General features: G+C 63.4%; 20 protein-coding genes and 1 pseudogene. 8 read left to right on the forward strand and 13 right to left on the reverse strand.

The annotated features are described in order from the left end of the window. Window positions 1-218: 218 nt before the first annotated feature. Window positions 219-3,716, forward strand: a complete 3,498-nt coding sequence (gene carB / locus AC0L3O_RS12525; protein WP_473615731.1) for a carbamoyl-phosphate synthase large subunit — start codon at window positions 219-221, stop codon at window positions 3,714-3,716. A gap of 113 nt (window positions 3,717-3,829) precedes the next feature. On the opposite strand, the gene AC0L3O_RS12530 is transcribed toward carB, so the two are convergent. Beyond that, window positions 3,830-4,294 (reverse strand): hypothetical protein, encoded by a 465-nt coding sequence (locus AC0L3O_RS12530; protein ID WP_473535018.1) that lies wholly within the window; start codon window positions 4,292-4,294, stop codon window positions 3,830-3,832. Beyond that, entirely contained in the window at window positions 4,295-4,684 is a 390-nt protein-coding gene (locus tag AC0L3O_RS12535; protein ID WP_473533145.1) for a DUF6152 family protein, read from the reverse strand. A gap of 376 nt (window positions 4,685-5,060) precedes the next feature. Here AC0L3O_RS12535 and AC0L3O_RS12540 point away from each other — a divergent pair, with 376 nt between their 5' ends. Continuing rightward, a complete protein-coding gene (locus AC0L3O_RS12540) occupies window positions 5,061-5,381 on the forward strand; it encodes a DUF1476 domain-containing protein (RefSeq protein WP_128247276.1) in 321 nt (106 codons plus the stop codon). 126 nt (window positions 5,382-5,507) lie between these two features. Here the strand turns inward: AC0L3O_RS12540 and AC0L3O_RS12545 are convergent, their stop codons facing one another. From AC0L3O_RS12545 to AC0L3O_RS12565, 5 genes are all read right to left on the reverse strand, one after another. After that, window positions 5,508-6,059, reverse strand: coding sequence for a DUF4142 domain-containing protein (locus AC0L3O_RS12545; protein ID WP_473535019.1), 552 nt, complete (start codon window positions 6,057-6,059; stop codon window positions 5,508-5,510). Window positions 6,060-6,330: 271 nt separating this feature from the next. Beyond that, window positions 6,331-7,074, reverse strand: coding sequence for a DUF899 family protein (locus AC0L3O_RS12550; protein ID WP_473535020.1), 744 nt, complete (start codon window positions 7,072-7,074; stop codon window positions 6,331-6,333). Window positions 7,075-7,227: 153 nt separating this feature from the next. Further along, window positions 7,228-7,659: a lysozyme inhibitor LprI family protein gene (locus tag AC0L3O_RS12555; RefSeq protein ID WP_473535021.1), complete on the reverse strand. Its 432-nt coding sequence runs from the start codon at window positions 7,657-7,659 to the stop codon at window positions 7,228-7,230. Window positions 7,660-7,817: 158 nt separating this feature from the next. Then, window positions 7,818-8,306 (reverse strand): GNAT family N-acetyltransferase, encoded by a 489-nt coding sequence (locus AC0L3O_RS12560; RefSeq protein WP_473535022.1) that lies wholly within the window; start codon window positions 8,304-8,306, stop codon window positions 7,818-7,820. 5 nt (window positions 8,307-8,311) lie between these two features. Continuing rightward, entirely contained in the window at window positions 8,312-9,175 is an 864-nt protein-coding gene (locus AC0L3O_RS12565; RefSeq protein WP_473535023.1) for a transglycosylase SLT domain-containing protein, read from the reverse strand. Between the two features lie 178 nt (window positions 9,176-9,353). Between AC0L3O_RS12565 and AC0L3O_RS12570 the strand changes: the two genes are divergently transcribed. Then, window positions 9,354-9,923, forward strand: a complete 570-nt coding sequence (locus AC0L3O_RS12570) for a methylated-DNA--[protein]-cysteine S-methyltransferase (RefSeq protein ID WP_473535024.1) — start codon at window positions 9,354-9,356, stop codon at window positions 9,921-9,923. 11 nt (window positions 9,924-9,934) lie between these two features. On the opposite strand, the gene AC0L3O_RS12575 is transcribed toward AC0L3O_RS12570, so the two are convergent. Further along, window positions 9,935-10,261, reverse strand: a complete 327-nt coding sequence (locus tag AC0L3O_RS12575; protein ID WP_473535025.1) for a hypothetical protein — start codon at window positions 10,259-10,261, stop codon at window positions 9,935-9,937. A 329-nt stretch (window positions 10,262-10,590) separates the two neighbouring features. Here AC0L3O_RS12575 and AC0L3O_RS12580 point away from each other — a divergent pair, with 329 nt between their 5' ends. The 3 genes and pseudogenes from AC0L3O_RS12580 (at window position 10,591) to AC0L3O_RS12590 (ending at window position 11,514) form a co-directional block, all read left to right on the forward strand. Beyond that, a complete protein-coding gene (locus AC0L3O_RS12580) occupies window positions 10,591-10,803 on the forward strand; it encodes a cold-shock protein (RefSeq protein WP_023678332.1) in 213 nt (70 codons plus the stop codon). 260 nt (window positions 10,804-11,063) lie between these two features. Continuing rightward, the gene (locus AC0L3O_RS12585; RefSeq protein ID WP_023799785.1) at window positions 11,064-11,264 is read left to right on the forward strand and encodes a hypothetical protein; all 201 of its coding nucleotides are present in this window, start codon (window positions 11,064-11,066) and stop codon (window positions 11,262-11,264) included. Further along, window positions 11,261-11,514, forward strand: a pseudogene (locus tag AC0L3O_RS12590) (type II toxin-antitoxin system RelE family toxin). The gene AC0L3O_RS12585 and the pseudogene AC0L3O_RS12590 overlap by 4 nt, the downstream one beginning before the upstream one ends. 14 nt (window positions 11,515-11,528) lie before the next feature. Here the strand turns inward: AC0L3O_RS12590 and AC0L3O_RS12595 are convergent. The 3 genes from AC0L3O_RS12595 to AC0L3O_RS12605 all read right to left on the reverse strand — a co-directional run bounded on the left by AC0L3O_RS12595 (window position 11,529) and on the right by AC0L3O_RS12605 (window position 14,020). Further along, window positions 11,529-12,140, reverse strand: coding sequence for a glutathione S-transferase family protein (locus AC0L3O_RS12595; RefSeq protein ID WP_473535026.1), 612 nt, complete (start codon window positions 12,138-12,140; stop codon window positions 11,529-11,531). Window positions 12,141-12,254: 114 nt separating this feature from the next. Beyond that, window positions 12,255-13,109: an EAL domain-containing protein gene (locus tag AC0L3O_RS12600; RefSeq protein WP_023799788.1), complete on the reverse strand. Its 855-nt coding sequence runs from the start codon at window positions 13,107-13,109 to the stop codon at window positions 12,255-12,257. Then, complete coding sequence (locus AC0L3O_RS12605) at window positions 13,106-14,020, reverse strand: EAL domain-containing protein (RefSeq protein WP_473535027.1); 915 nt, start codon at window positions 14,018-14,020, stop codon at window positions 13,106-13,108. Before AC0L3O_RS12605 ends, AC0L3O_RS12600 begins: the two co-directional genes overlap by 4 nt. 205 nt (window positions 14,021-14,225) lie before the next feature. Between AC0L3O_RS12605 and AC0L3O_RS12610 the strand changes: the two genes are divergently transcribed. Beyond that, window positions 14,226-15,428, forward strand: a complete 1,203-nt coding sequence (locus AC0L3O_RS12610) for a pyridoxal phosphate-dependent aminotransferase (protein ID WP_473615732.1) — start codon at window positions 14,226-14,228, stop codon at window positions 15,426-15,428. A gap of 62 nt (window positions 15,429-15,490) precedes the next feature. On the opposite strand, the gene AC0L3O_RS12615 is transcribed toward AC0L3O_RS12610, so the two are convergent. Continuing rightward, window positions 15,491-17,014 (reverse strand): DHA2 family efflux MFS transporter permease subunit, encoded by a 1,524-nt coding sequence (locus AC0L3O_RS12615; RefSeq protein ID WP_023799791.1) that lies wholly within the window; start codon window positions 17,012-17,014, stop codon window positions 15,491-15,493. Between the two features lie 71 nt (window positions 17,015-17,085). Then, complete coding sequence (locus tag AC0L3O_RS12620; RefSeq protein ID WP_473615734.1) at window positions 17,086-17,493, reverse strand: (R)-mandelonitrile lyase; 408 nt, start codon at window positions 17,491-17,493, stop codon at window positions 17,086-17,088. Between the two features lie 370 nt (window positions 17,494-17,863). Here AC0L3O_RS12620 and AC0L3O_RS12625 point away from each other — a divergent pair, with 370 nt between their 5' ends. Next, window positions 17,864-19,915 carry an elongation factor G gene (locus AC0L3O_RS12625; RefSeq protein ID WP_473535030.1) on the forward strand — a complete coding sequence of 684 codons (2,052 nt, stop codon included), beginning with the start codon at window positions 17,864-17,866 and terminating at the stop codon, window positions 19,913-19,915. Window positions 19,916-19,962 lie beyond the last annotated feature (47 nt).

The following is a 19,962-nucleotide window of genomic DNA, read 5'->3' on the forward strand; positions in this document are numbered from 1 at the left end:
CCTACTGCCCTACTGCCCTACTGCCCTACTGCCCTACTGCCCTACTGCCCTACTGCCCTACTGCCCTACTGCCCTACACTCCGCATTTTAGGGGGTTACATCCGGCAAAACTCTTCCCTATAAGGCCCTCCTAGCCTGATACCAGAATCGCGAGCACAACCGGCCGGGTCTTCCCGTCCGGTTTTTCGTGCAAGCCGCCTGCCGAACGGACCCTCGATATGCCAAGACGCACCGACATCAAGTCGATCCTGATCATCGGGGCCGGCCCCATTGTCATCGGTCAGGCCTGCGAATTCGACTATTCCGGCACCCAGGCCTGCAAGGCGCTCAAAGAAGAGGGTTTTCGCGTCATCCTGGTCAATTCCAACCCGGCCACCATCATGACCGACCCGGAACTGGCCGATGCCACCTATATCGAGCCGATCACGCCGGAAGTGGTGGCCAAGATCATCGCCAAGGAGCGGCCGGACGCGCTGCTGCCGACCATGGGTGGCCAGACCGCGCTCAACACCGCCCTGTCGCTGCGCCGCATGGGCGTGCTTGAGCGCTACAATGTCGAGATGATCGGCGCCGACGCCACGGCAATAGACAAGGCCGAGGACCGGGCGCTGTTTCGCGAGGCGATGAAGAAGATCGGCCTGGAAACGCCAAAATCGATGCTGGCCAACGCCACCGACGTCAAGAATGCCGACCGCAAGACGCATGAGGCCGAACGCGCCGCCCTGAAGGCCGAGAAGCCCGAAAACCTCGACGCCGCGCTCGACGCGCTCGAAACGCGCTGGAACCTCGGTGAGGGCGACCGCAAGCAGCGCTACATCAGCCATGGCATGGCGATCGCCGCACAGGCGCTCGACCATGTTGGCCTGCCCGCCATCATCCGCCCGTCCTTCACCATGGGCGGCACCGGCGGCGGCATCGCCTACAACCGCGCCGAATTCTACGAGATCGTCCAGTCCGGCCTCGATGCCTCGCCGACCACCGAAGTGCTGATCGAGGAAAGCGTGCTCGGCTGGAAGGAGTACGAGATGGAGGTTGTCCGCGACAAGGCCGACAACTGCATCATCGTCTGCTCGATCGAGAACATCGACCCGATGGGCGTGCACACCGGAGACTCGATCACGGTCGCCCCTGCCCTGACCTTGACCGACAAAGAGTACCAGATGATGCGCAACGCCTCGATCGCGGTGCTGCGCGAGATCGGCGTCGAGACCGGCGGTTCCAACGTGCAGTTCGCCGTCAACCCGGCCGACGGCCGCCTGGTGGTGATCGAGATGAACCCGCGCGTCTCGCGCTCCTCGGCTCTCGCCTCCAAGGCGACCGGCTTTCCGATCGCCAAGATCGCGGCGAAGCTCGCCGTCGGCTACACGCTGGACGAGCTGGAGAACGACATCACCGGCGGCGCAACGCCCGCCTCGTTCGAGCCGTCGATCGATTACGTCGTCACAAAAATCCCGCGCTTTGCCTTCGAGAAATTCCCCGGCGCCGAGCCGGTGCTGACCACCGCGATGAAGTCGGTCGGCGAGGTCATGGCCATCGGCCGCACTTTTCAGGAATCGCTGCAGAAGGCGCTGCGTGGGCTGGAAACCGGCCTGACGGGTCTGGACGAGATCGAGATCCCCGGCATCGCGCACGGCGCAGCCAGCCACGCCGACGACCGCAACGCCATTCGCGCTGCCCTCGGCACGCCGACGCCCGACCGGCTGCGCATGGTGGCGCAAGCGATCCGCATGGGCACCTCTCTGGAAGACGTGCACGCCATGTGCAAGATCGACCCGTGGTTCCTCGAACAGATCGCCGGCATCCTCAACATGGAAGCCCGCATTCGCGAGCACGGCATTCCCGAAGACGCCGCCAATCTGCGCATGCTGAAGGCGATGGGTTTCTCCGATGCCCGCCTCGCGTCCCTGGTCAGGAAAGACGTCGAAGAGGTTCAAAAGATACGCGAAAGGCTCGACGTTCATCCGGTTTACAAGCGCATTGATACTTGCGCCGCCGAGTTCGCCTCGCCGACCGCCTACATGTACTCGACCTATGAGGTGCCCTTCGCCGGCGCGCTCGCCAACGAGGCGCAAGTCTCGTCGCGAAAAAAAGTCGTCATCCTCGGCGGCGGCCCGAACCGCATCGGCCAGGGCATCGAGTTCGACTATTGCTGCTGCCACGCCGCCTTTGCGCTGCGCGACGCCGGCTTCGAGGCGATCATGGTCAACTGCAACCCGGAGACCGTGTCGACCGACTACGACACCTCGGACCGGCTCTATTTCGAGCCGCTGACGCCGGAGGACGTTTTGGAGATCCTGCGCGCCGAGCAGGCGTCGGGCGAACTGGTCGGCGTCATCGTCCAATTCGGTGGCCAGACGCCGCTGAAGCTGGCGGATGCGCTGGAGAAGGCCGGCATCCCGATCCTCGGCACCTCGCCCGACATGATCGATCTCGCCGAAGACCGCGACCGCTTCCAGAAGTTGTTGCACAAGCTCGGCCTCAGCCAGCCGAAGAACGGCATCGCCTATTCGGTCGAGCAGGCCCGCCTCGTCGCCGGCGAGCTCGGCTTCCCGCTGGTGGTGCGCCCGTCCTATGTGCTCGGCGGCCGCGCCATGCAGATCATCCACGACGAGAGCATGCTGCAATCCTATCTCCTCGACACCGTGCCCGGCCTGGTGCCGGAGGACATCAAGCAGAAATACCCCAACGACAAGACAGGCCAGATCAACACACTGCTGGGCAAGAACCCGCTGCTGTTCGACACCTATCTCTCGGGCGCCATCGAGGTTGATGTCGACTGCCTGTGCGACGGCAAGTCGACTTTCGTCTCCGGCATATTGGAACACATCGAGGAGGCCGGCATCCATTCGGGCGACAGCGCCTGCTCGCTGCCGGTGCACTCGCTGCCGTCGGAGCTCGTCGACGAATTGGAGCGCCAGACGGCCGCACTTGCCCGCGCGCTCAATGTCGGCGGCCTGATGAACGTGCAGTACGCGATCAAGGACGGCACCGTCTATGTGCTCGAGGTCAATCCGCGCGCGTCGCGCACCGTGCCCTTCGTCGCCAAGACCATCGGCCGGCCCATCGCGAAAATTGCCGCCCGCATCATGGCCGGCGAGAGCCTGGAAGACGCCTTCGCCCATTACGGCGCCATGCCCGACCCCAGAAATCCCGGCCACATCGCGGTCAAGGAAGCGGTGTTCCCCTTCGCCCGCTTCCCCGGCGTCGACATATTGCTCGGCCCGGAAATGCGCTCGACCGGCGAGGTCATGGGCCTCGACCGCGACTTTGCGCTGGCTTTCGCCAAGAGCCAGTTGGGAGCGGGTGTTGATCTCCCCCGCGCCGGCACGCTGTTCGTCTCGGTGCGCGACGAGGACAAGAAAGGCATCCTGCCGGCGGTCAAGCGCCTCGCCGGCCAGGGTTTCAAGGTAATGGCCACCTCGGGCACCGCCCGCTTCCTCGCCGAGAACGGCGTCGCTGCCGAGAAAATAAACAAGGTGCTGGAAGGCCGCCCGCACATCGAGGACGCCATCCGCAACCGCCAGGTGCAGATCGTCTTCAACACCACGGACGGCCAGAAGGCGGTGTCGGATTCAAAATCGCTGCGCCGCGCCACGCTGATGCAGAAGGTGCCGTATTACACGACGCTCTCGGGGGCTGCGGCAGTGGCGGAGGCGATCGCAGCGTTGCGCGCGGGGAGTTTGGAAGTCAGGCCGCTCCAGGAGTATTTTGCCTGAAGCAATTAGCTGATCTCCCCCCAAGTGGGGGAGATGGCCGGCAGGCCAGAGGGGGCGCGTCCCGCCAACGCTGCGCACCGTGATCCGTCCAAGGCACGCTGTGCCGACGCCGCTCAGTTCAGAAATCCAATAAACCGCCCCGCGAACAGCACCGACGTCCACAGTACCAGCGACAGCACCGCCAGGATGGTAACGGTCCCGCCGGCCGGCTCGGCGCCGCGTTTTGCGTAGCGCATGAAGGTGAGAAAATTGGCGCCGGCGAGGAGTATGATCGTCATCTTGGTGAGGAAAATCGGCATCGCCGCATACTCCCTCGCCCTGACTGAAAACAGCAGCGATCCCGTGATTAGTGCGCCGGCGAACGCGGCCAATGCGGTGCGGCGCAGCAGCGCGATGAACGCCGCCTGCGGCAGCGAGCGGAAGGCGCCCAAGATCCGGAGGTCCATGAGCCAGACGCTGGTCAGCAGCGCGCCGATCGACATGATGTGCAGCGCATTGACTATGGGATAGGCGACGAAGGAGGCCTTCAGCCCCCTTACGATGGCGAGTTGCTCGATGCCGGCGAGGAGCTCGTCCATTCAAGCCGGCGGCACGCGGTCGGGATAGACGTCATAAGCCTTGCCGTTGACGATGACGCGGGCTGCTTTCATCCACTTCTCGGTCTCGTCGCGCGAGCGATGGCCGATCGCGGTCACCTCGTCGCCGACCTTGGCGACCTCCTCGGTGAAGCCGGCGGCCATGGTGCGGGACGGCGGCGCCAAATCCACCCGCCAGGCCTCTCCGTCGGCGTCGACATCCAGCGTGGCGTGCGGATTGCCGATATAGATGGCTGTGATCTTGCCCCGGAGCTCAAAAAAACCATCCTGGGTCCACGACCAGCCGTGATGGGCGTAAGCTGCGGTGCCAGCGGCAAGGATCACTGCCGCTGCCAGCGTGACGCACCGAATCCGGTTGAAAGGTGACTGCATCGCTCGCCTCCTCGGCTCATCCCGCCAATCGAGACTAGGTCACGGCGCGGCAACGTCAATTCACATCGGTGCGAAGGCTCTGGGCGAAGCTATCGGTTGTCGATGTCGGCGCCGCCCCTCATCTGCCTGCCGGCATCTTCTCCCCGGCAAGAACGGGGAGAAGGGACCTAGCCGCAACGCTGGCACCCCCTCTCCCCGTCCTTCACGGGGAGAGGGTGAGGGTGAGGGGCAGCGCCAGCTCCCGAAGCGATTGCCCTGCGGATTGAACGGTCCGGTCTTGCTTATGACATCCATGCACGCCATGTTCGGCCCCTACCCGCCGCCCTTCTTCTTCATCGGATGAAGGTCGGAGACCCACACCTGAACGAGGCAAATTATGAGCAGTATGAGAGACCGTCAGGAAGGCTTCGAAAAGAAGTTTGCGATGGACGAGGACACGAAGTTCAGGGCCATGGCGCGCCGCAACAAGCTGCTCGGCCTATGGGCCGCCGAAAAGCTCGGCAAGTCAGGCGAGGACGCCGACGCCTATGCGAAAGAGGTGGTGCGCGCGGACTTCGAAGAGGCCGGGGACGACGACGTGTTGCGCAAAATACGCGCCGATTTCGACGCGGCGGGCATCGCCCAGTCGGATGTTCAGATTCGCGGCGTCATGAACGACCTGCTGGCGACGGCGGTCGAGCAGATCAAAAACAGCTGAGAGAGCGCCGACTTAAAGCGCGACGCGACGCGCTTTAAGCTCTCTTTTATGCGTTTCCCAAAACCGCTGCGCATCTCGGGTCAGGCCCAGAGTCAGGCCCGAGGGCATGCGTTTGGGTGACATGCATTAGCTGTGAGCGGCCACCAGATCCTTTAGGCGCTCTTCGTGCATCCGCAGCGTCGGTAGTGTCTTCTTGGCGAATTCCTTCAGCGCCGGGTCTTCACCCGACTGCGCATAGGTTGAAAACAGCGCTAGCGCCTGCTTGTGCGCCTCGCTCTGCAGGAGGATGTATTTCGCCTGGAATTCATCGCCATCGAGGTTCTTGAGCTGGTCGAGCATCGCTTGGTCTTTCGGCAGCAAAGCCGGGCCGCTCATTGTCACCGAGGCCGTGATCTGGCTCTGCTCGAGAGCTGCCTTGAAATCCTCGCCAGCCTTGGTGTGATCCCTGATCATCAGCGAGGCGAAATCCTTCACATCGGCGGCGACATTCTTTTGTTCGGCCAGCTTGCTGCTTTCAATCTCGAACCGGTTGGCGCTGGGGACGGTTCTGGAGAAGGTCTCGGTGTCGATCTTGGTTTGGCCGACAGCAGGTATATCGGCCGGCGTGGCGGATTGGGCGAAGGCCGCCGGCGCGCCGGCAAGCAAGGCGACCATGGCAAGCGTGAGATTTGTTTTCACAGGAAATCTCCGGGTTTGTGATCCTCGGAGAGTCCAACGCGACACCAGCGGCGAAGTTGCGCTCTTCCTTCTCCCCTTGTGGGAGAAGGTGGCCGAGCGAAGCTCGGTCGGATGAGGGGTGTTCCAGCTTGGCGGTGCGCTAGGTCGAGCCGCCCATCAGCGCAGAGACCGTGCACATTTGCCAACGCCTCATTTCTTCCAGCACCCCTCATCCGTCTCGGCGCTATGCGCCGATCCACCTTCTCCCACAAGGGGAGAAGGGACGGCCCACTCAGTGGCAGCAGGCGCCGGCATATTGCAGCTGCTCGTCCCAGTCCGGCCGGCCCTCCGGCGTGAAATCCATCAGATTCCACAAGGGCTCGCAAGTGCCGATGGCACGCGGGTCCTGACCGGGTTCGGACGGCGCGAAGCCAAGCTCCGAGCTCCAGAAATGCCGGATGCCATCGGCGTCGCGATGGAACACCGACAGCATCGGAAGTTGCGCGCCGTCGTCGGCCTCGGCGTGATAGTCGCGCTTGAAGCTGTTGCCGGGCGAGGAGAGCAGCCGCATGTTCGTCCAGCCGCGATCGCGGCCAAGCGTGATCAGGTTTTCAAGCGCGGTCTTGCCCACAACGGCAAAATTGAAGCCGGCGGCCCCGAGATGGCCGATGGCGCCGTCGAACTGGTCGAGCAGCGCCGTGCAGGACGGGCATGGCTGGTCGGCCCGCGCGAGCTTGGCCGTGCCGCCGCTTGTCGCCACGTCGCGCGTCTCCTGCGGGTGGCGCGGAAACATCATCGAGTAGATGATCAGCGTGTCCTTGCCGGGTGAAAACAGCTCCGACAGTTTTATGCGGGCCGGCTTGCCGTCGGCGCCAAGCCCGTCGAACACATAATCCTGAGGCACCAGCCCGCCCGGCGGCAGTGCACGGCGGGCGACGGCCACATCCTCCATGGCGCGGCGCAGCTCGATTTCCTTTTGCAGCAGCGTTTCGCGGGCGGCGCGATATTCAGCGGATTCGTTGGGAAAGGTGATCATCGTCATCTCCATCAGCCGTGCTTGTGGCGCGCGCGCCCTATGCGGCAGCGCACCTTGCCTCTCAAGGACGCATCGCGAAGCAGGGTTCCGACATTTTGCACGCCTAACCCGGCGATAAGGCCTTAACGGCTCCGCCTTAGCCGGCGACAGAGGCTACTGCGGCGGCACTGGGCAGCTCGTGTCACCCTCCTGGCAGTTGAGATAGCCCTGAAAATCCTTCAACCTGATGTTGGTGAGGCTCGCCTTGCAGCCGGCTATGACCATCGGATACATGCTGCCTGCCATATCGGTCGGGCCGCCCTGGAAAGCGCATTCGGCATCGCGAAAGGCGACCCAGGCGCGCTGCGCGCTGACCAGCAGCTTCTTCGTCGCCGCGTCGTCCTTCAGCCTGCCCTCGATCTGCCTGTAGGCGTGGTTGAGCTTCTTGTCGGCTTCGGTGAACGACTTGCCGGCGCATTCGTTCATGGTCGCCTGATCCTGTGCGTCGGCGCATTCGTCGGCGCGCGCGACGCCCGCAAGAAGCGGAAGGGCGAGGATCACCAGACCCATTTTGGCCAGACCCGGTTTGAAAAGTAAAAGCCGCATCGTGTTTTCTCCGGTTTCGGTCGAGACCCCGCCCGCGGCACGAAAGCCGCAGGATCGCAGCTTAACGCCCGAACGGTTGCCGGCAAGAAGCAGCCTGCCGACTTGGTGGACACTTCGTTTCCGCGCAATGCTCGCTGATCGGCTTCGCCAACCGCTCCTCACCCCGCCCAGTCGACTTCGAACACCCCCAGCCGCTCGTAAAGCCTGACGGCGGCAGCATTCTCAACCGTGTTGGTTTTGAGATCGACATGCGCAGCGCCGCGTGCGTGAAAGGTGGTGAAGACGTGCCACATCAGCGCTTCGGCGATGCCTCGGCCGCGCGCCTCGGGGTGGACGGCAAGGTCTTTGACGAACGCCCTCGTCCAGCACAGTGCCGCACCCGCCAGCCGACCCTTGATGTCGATAACCAGGAAACACAAGGCAGGGTCGAATTCCGCGTCGCTTGAAATGCGCGGCCACCATTCGTCGAACGGCCCGTCGGCGCCGTCGTCGAATACGGTGGTCAGCAGCGTATGCAAGGCCAGCGCGTCGGCGGCCTCAAAACCGCGCATGACGAAACCTTCCGGCCAGCGCGGCGGGGCGAGCGTGTCGTCGAGGATCTTGCGCAGCCTTATGTCGTTCGGCGCCGGCGGGCGCGGCTCAGGCATGGCGTTCAGGCGTCGGGCTGCAGGCGACGCCGACTGCGGTCGCGGCCCAGGCCGGTTTGTTCCAGCATGCCCTTGCGCTTGGCGTCGTAATAATAGCCGCTCTGGTAGAGCCGATCGGCGCGCTTGGCGTTGCCGCCGGCCACCAGCCAGGCGCCACGCAGATATTTCACCGCATATTTCAGATTGGTCTCGGCGTCGAACAACCCGCTCGCCGGCCCGTCATAGCCCATGCCGCGCGCCGTCGCATGCTTGATCTGCATCAGCCCCCAGTGGCCGCGACTGTAGGCCTTGGGATTGAAGGTGCTCTCGCGCTTGACGACGCGGCGCACCAGATCGACCGGAACCTGATAGAGGACGGCATATTTCTCGATCAGCCGCTCGATCTCGCCGCGCGGTCCCGCGGAATACTCCTTGGCAAGGCTGGTCGAAGGCAGGGCGGACTGATTCTCAGGCAGGGCGTAGGCGACCTGCTGGACGCCGGGCATCGTCTTGCCTGTCTCGCCGGTGACCGGCATCGCAACGGCGGTGGTCGCATGGACAGGCGCTGTGCCGGCTGGCGCGGCATCGGCCATCATGGCTGCAGGTGCAGTTGCGGCCAACGGGATCGGGCCGGCAAAGGCAGCTGGCTGGGCAGGCGTCGCGGCGAGATCGACGGCCAGCGCCGCGGTCTGGACGGGCGTGACGCCGGACGATTCCGGCAGCACCGAAACGGTGTCGGGCAGCGCCAGCGCATAGCCGGCTTCGCTACCAGCTGCGGCGGTTTCAGTCGGGGAAGGCACGGCCTTGGTCAGCGCGGTCGAAGTGCAGCCGCTGAGACCGGCCGCAGCGAGCATCACGCCGATCGCGGGAAAGATGATTTTTGCTGGCAAGCCGCGCTCGGGTCCGGTTCGTCTGTTAAGAAGTCCTTACACCAGCGGCTTTCCCCCGGCAATCCGCAGCCAGTTGGGATTTCCAATGGTTTTCGGGTGGCAACAGACCCCTGAAAATGCGATATCCGTTCTCGATATGTACTGGATTGCCATTGGTTCCCAGGGAAAGGAGCACATCATGAAAGACACCTCTCAAGCCATCGCCGGCCACGCCGTCTTCGAAACCGTGATCGGCTTCATGGGCATCGCCTGGAGCGAGGGTGGCCTGACCCGGCTCTGCTTGCCCGAGCGCAGCCGCGACGCGGTGGAACGGCGGCTGCTGCGCCATGCCGGCAGCGCCGCTTCGAGCGCCCGACCGCAATGGATTACCGAACTGATCGCGTCGATAAAGGCCTATGCCGCCGGCGAAGATGTGGATTTCTCCGGTGTGCCGGTCGATCTCACCGGTGTCGACGATTTCCGCCTCGCCATCTACGACGCGGCGCGCAAGCTCGCCTATGGCGAGACCACCACCTATGGCGAACTGGCCAGGCGCGCCGGCCATGCCGGGCTGGCGCGAGAGACGGGCGCCGTGCTCGGCGCCAACCCGGTGCCGCTGGTCATCCCTTGCCACCGCATTCTTGCCGCCGGCGGCAAGATCGGCGGTTTTTCAGCGCCGGGCGGCTCGACCACCAAGGAGAAGATGCTGGCGATGGAAGGCGTGCGCGTCGGTCCGCCGCCGCCGGCGCAGGTCTCTTTTGGATTTTGAGGCCGGCATTGCTAGTCCGGAAAGATGCGCCGGCGGAAATGCCGGTCTGTTTCCACGCGCTTGCACTTGTAGACGATGCAGGAGTTGGTATCGGCGCTCGGCACCGAAGCGCGTGCCCTGACCTCGCCCATGTTGCAGAAACTCTGGCTCCGCACATAACGGTCGTAGAGCGGCAGCCTCGGCCTGCGCGTCGACTGATAACGCAGGATGACGGCGCCTTCGCGTGCGATGGTCGCGCGCACCGTGCCGCAGCTCATGCGGCTCGGGTCATAGCGCGAGATCGCCTGCGCCTGGGCGGCGACCAGCGTCAGGCAGGCGGCAAACAGGACAGTTTTCATGGTCCTCTCCCCAAACAGGACCGGACGCTCGGAGGCGGCACGATCCCTTCCCGCAGCGTGCGCCATAGGCCATGCGACCCGGCAACGCCCGACGCTGCAACGCTTTCACGCGATTGGGACGGCCATTGGGCAGCGCCGCATCAGCACCTTTTTTCGTGCAGTCTTGTTTTTTGCGGAGAAGCGGATTATATGAGGTCCATTGATATTTCGGCCGATCGATCCGGGCCTCGCGATATTCGCGTTTGCTGACGTCTATCTCCAAAATCTCGATACAAACCGGCTGGACTTCGGTTCAGTCAAGCTAAAGCAAACGTATAAGGACTATCGAAATGGCAACAGGTACGGTCAAGTGGTTTAATTCCACCAAGGGTTTCGGCTTCATCCAGCCTGACAGCGGCGGCGCGGACGTTTTCGTCCACATCTCCGCAGTCGAGCGCGCTGGGCTGTCGACGCTGGTCGAAGGCCAGAAGATCAACTTCGAGATCGAGCAGGACCGCCGCACTGGCAAGTCGTCCGCTGGATCTCTGAGCAAGGCAGCCTGATTTTGCGAATGGCGCGCGCCGGGCGATAGCTCGGGGCGCGCGGCAAGTCACGGATGTACTGACGGTCGCGCGAGAAGCGCGCCGGAGCGGAAAGAACCCGACAAGCCGAAGCAGCAGATTGCTGCCGGCCCGGCCAAAGCGCTCCCGATCAGGCTACCAAGCATGGGAAGGCGGGATTTTGTCCCGCCTTTTTGCTGTCCGGATTTCCGGATGAAACAGCTACCTTGGCCTTATTGTGCCAATCATGGTATTTTTAGGCGATGAGTAAGCTTGAACAGATTGAGAAATCCGTCGCCGAACTGAGCCCTGAGGAACTGAAGGCATTTGCCGCCTGGTTCGAGGCACTGAAAGCGGAGATGTGGGATCGGCAGATCGAAGCCGACGCCAAGGCTGGCAGGCTGGATAAACTTGCCGAGCAGGCCTTGGCCGACCATCGCGCCGGCCGGACCCGGTCTTTGTGAATCATGTCGCCACTCCCTTATTCTGGGAGGCTTATGCAAAACTGCCCTCGTCGATCAGAGCAAAGGCGGACAAACGTTTCGCCAAGCTGCGTTCTGATCCGTTTCACCCGTCGCTGCATTTCAACAGGTCGGACGCTATTGGTCGGCGCGGGTTGATCTCAACTACCGCGCCGTAGCTGTCCGTGACCACGATGACGTTGTCTGGTTTTGGATCGGCACCCACTCCGAATATGACCGCCTCCTGAAGTAGCCGTAAGGACAGAACTACCCCAGCCACTCCATCGGCACATGCCCAGGATCAGCATCGACCCGTTTCAGCCAGGCCGCCACCGCCGGGTAGGCGTCGAGCTGAAAACCGCCCATCTCGGCCGTATGCGTATAGGCGTAGAGCGCGATGTCGGCGACGCTCAAGGCCTCGCCGGCAAAGAACGCACTGCCCGCCAGATGCTTGTTCATCACGCCGAGCGCCTTGTTGCCGCGCTCCAGCGTCAGCGCCAGCCGTTCCGGTGTCGCGTCCTTGGCCCGTTCGGGAAAGGTCAGCAGCGCCTTGCGCACCGCGATATAGGGTTCGTGGCTGTATTGCTCGAAGAACAGCCATTGGTAGGCCAATGCCCGCTCGTATTTGTCGGCCGGCAGCAACCGCGTGCCTTCGGCGAGATAGAGCAGAATGGCGTTGGATTCGGCAAGCCGCCGGCCGTCGTCGAGCTCGAGCAGCGGCACCATGGCGTTCGGGTTCTTGGCGACATAGTCTGGCTTGCGCGTGTCGCCGGTGTGCGAGCTGACCTCGACATTGATGAAAGCGATGCCGAGCTTGGCCATCAACAGGCGCGGCTTGTAGCAATTGCCGCTGTCGATCATTCCATAGAGTATGGTCATTCTTGCTCCCATCGCCGCTCCCCTCGGCGGAGCCGCCTTTACCGGCAATTATGCTGGCAGCGACGGCTTCATCCAGTGATTTGTTTTGGCGCAACCATCAGCGCCGGTGATAGATCACCCAAACAACGGCACGACGTTGTTGGCCATGCCAAGCAGCCTGTCGATGGGCAGCGGCTCCTCGTCGAAGACCGTGCCGGCCAGCGCCGGCCGGGCAAGGTAAAATCCTTGCATCAGGTCAACGCCGCCGTCCAGCGCGACGCGCAGATGCGTGGCTTGCTCGATGCCTTCGACCAGCACTTTGGCGCCGCGGTCATGCAGCGCGGAGACCAGCGGCCGGAAAAACCGTTCGGCGGCGGCATGGCGGCAGAATTCCGCGAACCAGGTGCCGTCGATCTTGACGATGTCGGGCTGGACAAGAGCGACCCGTTCTTCCGTCGAATGCCCGGTGCCGAAATCGTCGATGGCGATGCGGATGCCGTCACGCCGCATCTCGCGCGCCAGGCTGACGAGCACCTTGTCTTCAGCCGCCTGCTCGGTGATCTCGCAGACCAGCATGCCGGGGTGGAGGTCGAACTCGGCGAGACGCCTGGTCATCAGCCTGATTTCTGCCAGCGCTCGCCCGGGGTCATCGTTGATCAGCGGATTGTAGTTGAAGAACAGGTCGAGCCCGCCGACGCCGATGTTGCGGAAATTCCTGAGATGCAGTACCCGGCACATCGTCTCGACGAACAGGCGATCCGCCACGGGGATGCCCTCGAAGAATACGCGCGGCGCGACCGGCCTGCCGGCGCGGTGCGGCTCGATCAGGCCTTCGACGGCGACGGCCTTCAAAAACCTGCCGCGCGGCGCAAAGATCGGCTGGTAGGCGCTCCTCAGCCGGAACGCGCCATAGACGCCATATTCGATCCCGACTTCGTCGGCAAAGATTGCCTCGCCGACATTGCGCCGCCTGTCGGGCCGCCTGGTCATGGCACCACCTTGCGCCCGAAAGCCCGTTTCGACCGCGGCGAAGGCGAGACGGTCGCAGGCGCCGCGCCGGCGTCAGGCGCCGTCACCGGCATCTGCCTTTCCTTGCCGAAGACTTGGCTTTCGTTGCCGAAGACGTGAAAGCTGGTCGGTGCAAGCTCCGGGCGCGCCAGCGCAAATCCCTGCACCATCGAGGCTCCCGATTTCTCGGCCAGTTCAAGCTGCCAGCCCTCCTCGATGCCCTCGAACACGGTGCGGATGCCTTGCTGTTCGAAACTTGCCACCATGGCGGTCAGCAGCGCGAAGCCGGCGCCGGACTCCATCAGTTGCATGATCCAGTGGGCATCGAATTTGACGATGTCAGGCCTGAGCTCCTTGATCCGGTTGATGTCGGACTCTTCGGCGCCGTAGTCGTCGACCGCGATGCGAAACCCGTTGGCCCTGAGCGCCTCGACGAAATTGTAGAGCGTTTCCTGCGACGCCGACTTTTGCTCGGTCAGCTCGCAGACGACGCGGTTCGCATCGATCCCGGCCTCATGCAGCACCAGCCGCATGTCGCGCAGCGCGCTGTCGGCGATGCTGCGATCGGTGAACACCGACGGATCGAAGTTGATGAAAATAAATGCCTCCTGCGGCAGGCACGCGCCGGCGTTCAAAAGGTGCAGCGTCCTTGTCAGCGCCTCGATATGCAGGCGGTCGACCGTCGGACAGGCGTTGAAAAAACTCACCGGCGTCTGCGGCTCGGCGTCGCGGAACGGCCGGATCAGGCCCTCGAATCCGGTGATGGACAATTTGCCGTTGCTGAAGGCAAAAATCGGCTGGAACGCGCTTTGCAGCGTATAATTGCCCCAGACACCGCTGGCGGTGCCGTCATCGTGGCGGACGATATGGGCAAGCCCGATGCTGCGCGACACGGTTCCTCCCGTTGCGAGACTGGTGGAATGGGTCGTGATCCAGCCACCCCGGGTTTTACCGCGTGTAAGTGAATTTATTGTTGCCGGATTTGCCGGGGATTTGAGGTCTGGCTCATCCGACAATGCTTGCGCTTGGCGGGATGATGCGACATGAGAGACGCCGCGGTCGGACGCACCGCCAAGCCTACAAGGAGACAACGCCGTCATGGCCTTTCTTGCCGACGCCCTTTCCCGCGTAAAGCCTTCCGCGACCATCGCAGTGACGCAGAAAGCGCGCGAGCTGAAAAACGCCGGCCGTGACGTGATCGGGCTGGGTGCCGGCGAACCGGACTTCGACACGCCGGACAACATCAAGAACGCTGCGATCGAGGCCATCCGTCGCGGCGAAACGAAATATCCTCCGGTTTCCGGCATCGTGCCGCTGCGCGAGGCAATCGCCAAAAAATTCAAGCGAGAGAACAATCTCGATTACCGGCCGGAGCAGACCATCGTCGGCACCGGCGGCAAGCAGATCCTGTTCAATGCCTTCATGGCGACGCTGAACCCCGGCGACGAGGTCATCATTCCGAGGCCGTACTGGGTCAGCTATCCCGAGATGGTAGCGATCTGCGGCGGCACCGCGGCATTTGCCGACACCTCCATCGACAACGGCTTCAAGCTGACGGCGGCGGCGTTGCAAAAGGCGATCACGCCGCGCACCAAATGGCTGTTGATGAACTCACCGTCGAACCCGTCGGGCGCCGCCTACAGCGAGGCTGAATTGCGCGCTCTGGCCGACGTGCTGCTCGAACACCCCGATGTCTGGGTGCTGACCGACGACATGTACGAGCACCTGATCTACGGCGATTTCGTCTTCACGACCATCGCCGCGGTCGAGCCGAAGCTTTATGAGCGCACCCTGACCATGAACGGCCTGTCGAAGGCCTATGCGATGACCGGCTGGCGCATCGGCTATGCGGCCGGGCCGGTGGCGCTGATCAAGGCGATGGACATGATCCAGGGCCAGCAGACCTCCGGCGCCTGCACCATTGCCCAGTGGGCATCGGTCGAGGCGCTGAACGGTCCGCAGGATTTCATTGCGAAAAACAAGGCGATTTTCCAGGCTCGGCGCGATCTCGTCGTGTCGATGCTCAATCAGGCGCGCGGCATCACATGTCCGTCTCCCGAAGGGGCTTTCTACGTCTATCCGTCCTGTTCCCAGTTGATCGGCAAGAAGACCAAAACCGGCAAGCTGATCGACAGCGACGAAGCCTTCTGCTCGGAACTGCTCGAGGCCGAGGGCGTGGCGGTCGTGTTCGGTTCGGCATTCGGCCTCGGCCCGAACTTCCGCATCTCCTATGCCACGTCGGAGGCGTTGCTCGAAGAGGCCTGCGCCCGCATCCAGCGCTTCACCGCCTCGCTGACCTGATCAAGCGCATCTCGAACACCAAAACCCGGCTCGCAATCGGGTTTTGGCGGTCGGCGCCAGCCTCATCCTTGGCGACTGTGATTCGTTTCGCGCGCCGAACGAGCCTCGGCCGGCGCCAGAATGGCGGCCAGAAGCCCGGCCGTGACGAACGAAACGATGGCGGCCGTCAGCATCGCCGCATGGAAGCCCCCGGCATAGGCGGCTGCGAACAGATCGCGCAGGCCGTCCTTGCCCATCGCCGCATCGGCTGCGAAATCGTGCCTTGAAACCGCGGCGCGGGCCACCGCTCCGGCATTGGCGACACCGGCATTTTCAAGACGCGCCGTCAGCAGGGCTGTTGCCCGCATGCTCATCAAGGCGCCGAGCAGGGCGATGCCGATGGCGGTGCCGCCCTGGCGGGTTGCGTTGATCACCGCCGACACCATGCCCGAACGCTCGCGCGGCGCAAACGACATAGCGGCAGCGCTGCCGGTCGGGATGGACAGCGCATTGCCGAGGCCGCCGACGGCAAACAGCAGGCCGATCGTCACATAGGGTGTCGAGGGTCCAACCCAGCACATGCCCAGCATGGAAAGACCGCTCGCAAGATAACCCGATGTCATCAGCGCCGAGTGTCCGTAGCGCTGACTGAGCCTGCCGATCGCCGGCGACACGACCATTTGGACGAGGAACAGCGGTGCCATGCGCAGGCCGGTCTGTGTCGGCGACCAGCCCTGTGCCTGCTGCAGGAACATCGAATAGAGGAAGACGCCGGTGTAGGAGGTGAGGCCGAGCGCGAACGAGGCGACATTGGCGACGGCGAAGCGAACGTCGCGAAACAGGCCAAGCGGCAGCATCGGCCGCGGCGTACGCGCCTCGAAGACAAGGAAGGCTGCCAGGCCGGCGAAGCCGACGACAAGGGCGATAACAGCCTCTCGATCGCCCCAACCTTTTTCGCCTGCCGATATCAGGCCGAAGGTCAAGGCGCCCAGCCACAGAATGCTGAGCGCCAGGCCGACAAGGTCGAGATGGGCATGCTCGGGGTGTGAAGTCTCTACGATCGAAGCCGCACCGAGCGCGATCGTGGCCAGGCCGAGCGGCAGGTTGATCAGGAAAATGCTCTGCCATCCGGCGGTTTCGACCAGGATGCCGCCGACGACCGGGCCGGTGAGCAGCGAGACAGCGGCGAACGACGCCCAGCCTCCGATAACGCCGGCACGCTCGCGACCGTCAGGAAACGCCTGCGTCAGAATCGACAGCGCACCCGGAATGATCAGCGATCCGGCTATCCCCTGCACCACCCGGCCCACCAGCAGCACCGACAGGTTGGGCGCGATTGCACATATGGCAGAGCCAGCCACGAAGATGCCGATGCCTGCCAGCCAGGAGCGCTTGCGCCCGTAGCGGTCGCCGATCAGGCCTGCCGACAGCATGAAGGCCGACAGGCAAAGCGTGTAGGCGTCGATCACCCATTGCAGCCCGGCGAAATCGATGCCGAGCGCAATCTGGATCGTCGGCAGTGCGACGTTGACGATGCTGATGTCGAGCAGTGCGACGAATGTGCCGAGATAGACGGCGGCAACAAGAGGCAAGCGACGGTTCGACATGAAACCCAAACCTGAGCGTGGAAATCACCTACAATGATCAGACGCGACCAATGATCAGACGCGACGCGCTTTTAGGTCCGATCAACGCCGCCATACTGCTCGTCGGTCACCTTCTCCAGCCAGTCGGCATGGACGCCGTCGAGCGCCTCCTGCATGGCGATATGGGCCATCGCCGATTTTGGACCGGCGCCGTGCCAATGCTTTTCGTCAGGCGCAAACGAGATGACGTCGCCGGCCCTGATTGCCTGTATCGGCTCGCCCCAGCTTTGCGCCAGGCCGGCGCCTGACACGACATAGAGCGTCTGGCCCAGCGGATGCGTATGCCAGTGGGTACGCGCGCCGGGCTCGAAACCGACCATGATGGCGCGTAGCCGCGCCGGCGCTTCCTTCTCGATGATCGGCGTCTGCCACACGCGGCCGGTGAAGTACTTTTCCGGCGCAATGACGGTCGGCACGCTGCCGCAAGCAAAGATCTTCATCGTCGCAAAGTCCTCAAACTGATGGCGGATCGGTCGGCGACGACCGTTCCTTTTTGTCGCAGGAAGCGGCACTTTCATCCGATAACCCATCATGGCGCAACCGCTTTTGCGGCTGTTCGGCGACGGACCCTGTCACGGCATTGACGGAAAGCCCAGGCCCGCATTCGACGGCTTCGCCGATCATGGCTCAACATCCGCGACATCAGGCGATCCCCCGATTCTCAAATCACCCGATTCTCAAATCACTTGCCCTCCCGCCTAACCCGTGGGACGATGCCTTTGGGTAGGCGGCAAACTGAAAAAAGCCCCGCCCGCGACGGTCGACAGGCCGGCCGCCGCTCCCAGGGAAACGCCTGAGTGGAGGTCAGTCATGGGAACTCGCGCCGGAGGACGACGCACGGGACCGAAATGCATTGCCATCGTCGGTCCCTTTGCAAGCGGTAAGACGACACTTCTCGAAGCCATATTGGCCCGCACGGGCGCCATCCCCCGCCAGAATCCGGTCTCCTCGGGAAACACAGTTTCCGATCATTCGCCCGAGGCACGCGCCCACGCCATGAGCGTTGAGGCGACGTTTGCCACCACCGACTTCATGGGCGAGCAACTCACTTTCGTCGATTGTCCCGGCTCCATCGAATTCTCCTTCGAGGCAGAGCCGGTTCTGGCCGCCTGCGACATCGCCGTGGTCGTCGCCGAAGCCGACGAGAAGAAGATCCCTGCCCTGCAGCTGATCATGCGCAAGCTCGATGATCTCGGCGTGCCGCGCATCATGTTCCTCAACAAGGTCGACAAGGCGATATCAGGCGTGCGCGACACGCTGAAGATGTTGCAGCCGGCAAGCTCGGTGCCTTTGCTGCTGCGCCAGATTCCGCTGCGCAAGGACGGCGTGGTGATCGGCTCGATCGATCTGGCGCTGGAGCGCGCCTACATCTATCGCGAATATGCCGAAAGCGAAGTCGCCCAGATTCCCAGCGACGACAAGGCGCGCGAACTCGAAGCGCGCTTTTCCATGCTGGAGACGCTCGCCGACCATGATGATCAACTGATGGAGCAGCTGCTCGACGAAATCGAGCCGCCCAAGGACGCCATCTTCGACGACCTGGCCGCCGACTTGCGCGATGGTGCCGTGACGCCGGTGCTGATCGGCACCGCCGAGAAGGGCAATGGTGTGCTGCGGCTGCTAAAAACGATCCGCCACGACGCGCCTGATGTTGAAGCAACATGCAAGCGCCTCGACGCAGCTGACGGCAATGCGACCGTCGTCCAGGTGATGAAGACCATCCACACCGCGCATGGCGGCAAGCTGTCGATCTCGCGCATCCTGTCCGGCCAGCTTGCCGACGCCTCCGAACTCTTCCTGTCGAACGGCGCGACGGCAAAGGTCTCCGGCATCTACAGAATGCTCGGCAAGGACCAGACCAAGCTCACCTCGGCCCCGGCCGGCGACACGGTCGCGCTCGGCAAGATGGACGAGGTCACGACCGGTCAGACCTTGAGCTCGGTCAAGGGCGGCATCAAGCCCTTGGTCACGCTGACGCCGCCGCAACCGGTCTATGCCTTTGCGTTGCGACCGAAGGAACGCAAGGACGAGGTCAAGATGTCGGCGGCCATCCAGCGCCTTGCCGAGGAAGATCCCTCGCTCAGCGTGCGCCACAATCAGGATTCGGCTGAAACCGTGCTGTCGGGCCATGGCGAAATGCATCTGCGTGTCGTGCGCGAGCGGCTGGAGGGCAAGAACCAGATTCCGGTCGAAGGCCATCCGCCGGCTGTGCCTTACCGCGAGACGATCCGCAAAGCGGCGCAGCAGCGTGGCCGTCACAAGAAGCAGTCGGGCGGCCATGGCCAGTTCGGCGACGTGGTGATTGAGATCAAGCCGCTGCCGCGCGGCTCCGGTTTCCAGTTCACCGACACCATCACCGGCGGCGCCGTGCCGAAAACCTATATCCAGTCGGTCGAGGCCGGCGTACGCGATTATCTGAAATCGGGCCCGCTCGGCTTTCCTGTGGTCGACGTCGCCGTCAACCTGTCCGACGGCTCCTATCATTCCGTCGATTCGTCGGACATGGCCTTCCAGATGGCGGCAAAGCTGGCGATGAAGGAAGGCATGGCCGCCTGCTCGCCGGTGCTGCTTGAACCGATCATGAAGGTGGAAATCGTCACGCCGTCCGACGCAACATCGAGAATCATCGCCCTGATCCCGCAGCGGCGCGGCCAAATCCTCGGCTATGATGCGCGGCCCGGCTGGCCGGGATGGGATGTCGTCGAGGCGACCATGCCGCAGGCCGAGATCGGCGATCTGATCATCGAGCTGCGTTCGGCCACCGCGGGCGTGGCCAGCTATCGTGCCAGCTTCGACCATATGGCCGAACTCACCGGCCGCCTGGCCGATGAGGCGTTGAACGCCAATGGCAAGGCCGCCTAACACTGGAACTTGGCGACAGTCAGGCTGCAGAACACAAGGAAACGGCG

The sequence above is a fragment of the Mesorhizobium sp. WSM4810 genome (assembly GCF_055811235.1).

Excerpts from the sequence above, each read along its gene's own strand:
- AC0L3O_RS12625 (WP_473535030.1), top strand. The coding sequence starts at position 17,864 with ATGGGAACTCGCGCCGGAGGACGACGCACGGGACCGAAATGCATTGCC.
- AC0L3O_RS12585 (WP_023799785.1), top strand. The coding sequence starts at position 11,064 with ATGAGTAAGCTTGAACAGATTGAGAAATCCGTCGCCGAACTGAGCCCT.
- AC0L3O_RS12580 (WP_023678332.1), top strand. The coding sequence starts at position 10,591 with ATGGCAACAGGTACGGTCAAGTGGTTTAATTCCACCAAGGGTTTCGGC.
- AC0L3O_RS12530 (WP_473535018.1), bottom strand. The coding sequence starts at position 4,294 with ATGGACGAGCTCCTCGCCGGCATCGAGCAACTCGCCATCGTAAGGGGG.
- AC0L3O_RS12540 (WP_128247276.1), top strand. The coding sequence starts at position 5,061 with ATGAGCAGTATGAGAGACCGTCAGGAAGGCTTCGAAAAGAAGTTTGCG.
- AC0L3O_RS12550 (WP_473535020.1), bottom strand. The coding sequence starts at position 7,074 with ATGATCACCTTTCCCAACGAATCCGCTGAATATCGCGCCGCCCGCGAA.
- AC0L3O_RS12560 (WP_473535022.1), bottom strand. The coding sequence starts at position 8,306 with ATGCCTGAGCCGCGCCCGCCGGCGCCGAACGACATAAGGCTGCGCAAG.
- AC0L3O_RS12570 (WP_473535024.1), top strand. The coding sequence starts at position 9,354 with ATGAAAGACACCTCTCAAGCCATCGCCGGCCACGCCGTCTTCGAAACC.
- AC0L3O_RS12620 (WP_473615734.1), bottom strand. The coding sequence starts at position 17,493 with ATGAAGATCTTTGCTTGCGGCAGCGTGCCGACCGTCATTGCGCCGGAA.
- AC0L3O_RS12575 (WP_473535025.1), bottom strand. The coding sequence starts at position 10,261 with ATGAAAACTGTCCTGTTTGCCGCCTGCCTGACGCTGGTCGCCGCCCAG.
- AC0L3O_RS12600 (WP_023799788.1), bottom strand. The coding sequence starts at position 13,109 with ATGACCAGGCGGCCCGACAGGCGGCGCAATGTCGGCGAGGCAATCTTT.
- carB (WP_473615731.1), top strand. The coding sequence starts at position 219 with ATGCCAAGACGCACCGACATCAAGTCGATCCTGATCATCGGGGCCGGC.
- AC0L3O_RS12610 (WP_473615732.1), top strand. The coding sequence starts at position 14,226 with ATGGCCTTTCTTGCCGACGCCCTTTCCCGCGTAAAGCCTTCCGCGACC.
- AC0L3O_RS12535 (WP_473533145.1), bottom strand. The coding sequence starts at position 4,684 with ATGCAGTCACCTTTCAACCGGATTCGGTGCGTCACGCTGGCAGCGGCA.
- AC0L3O_RS12615 (WP_023799791.1), bottom strand. The coding sequence starts at position 17,014 with ATGTCGAACCGTCGCTTGCCTCTTGTTGCCGCCGTCTATCTCGGCACA.
- AC0L3O_RS12595 (WP_473535026.1), bottom strand. The coding sequence starts at position 12,140 with ATGACCATACTCTATGGAATGATCGACAGCGGCAATTGCTACAAGCCG.
- AC0L3O_RS12555 (WP_473535021.1), bottom strand. The coding sequence starts at position 7,659 with ATGCGGCTTTTACTTTTCAAACCGGGTCTGGCCAAAATGGGTCTGGTG.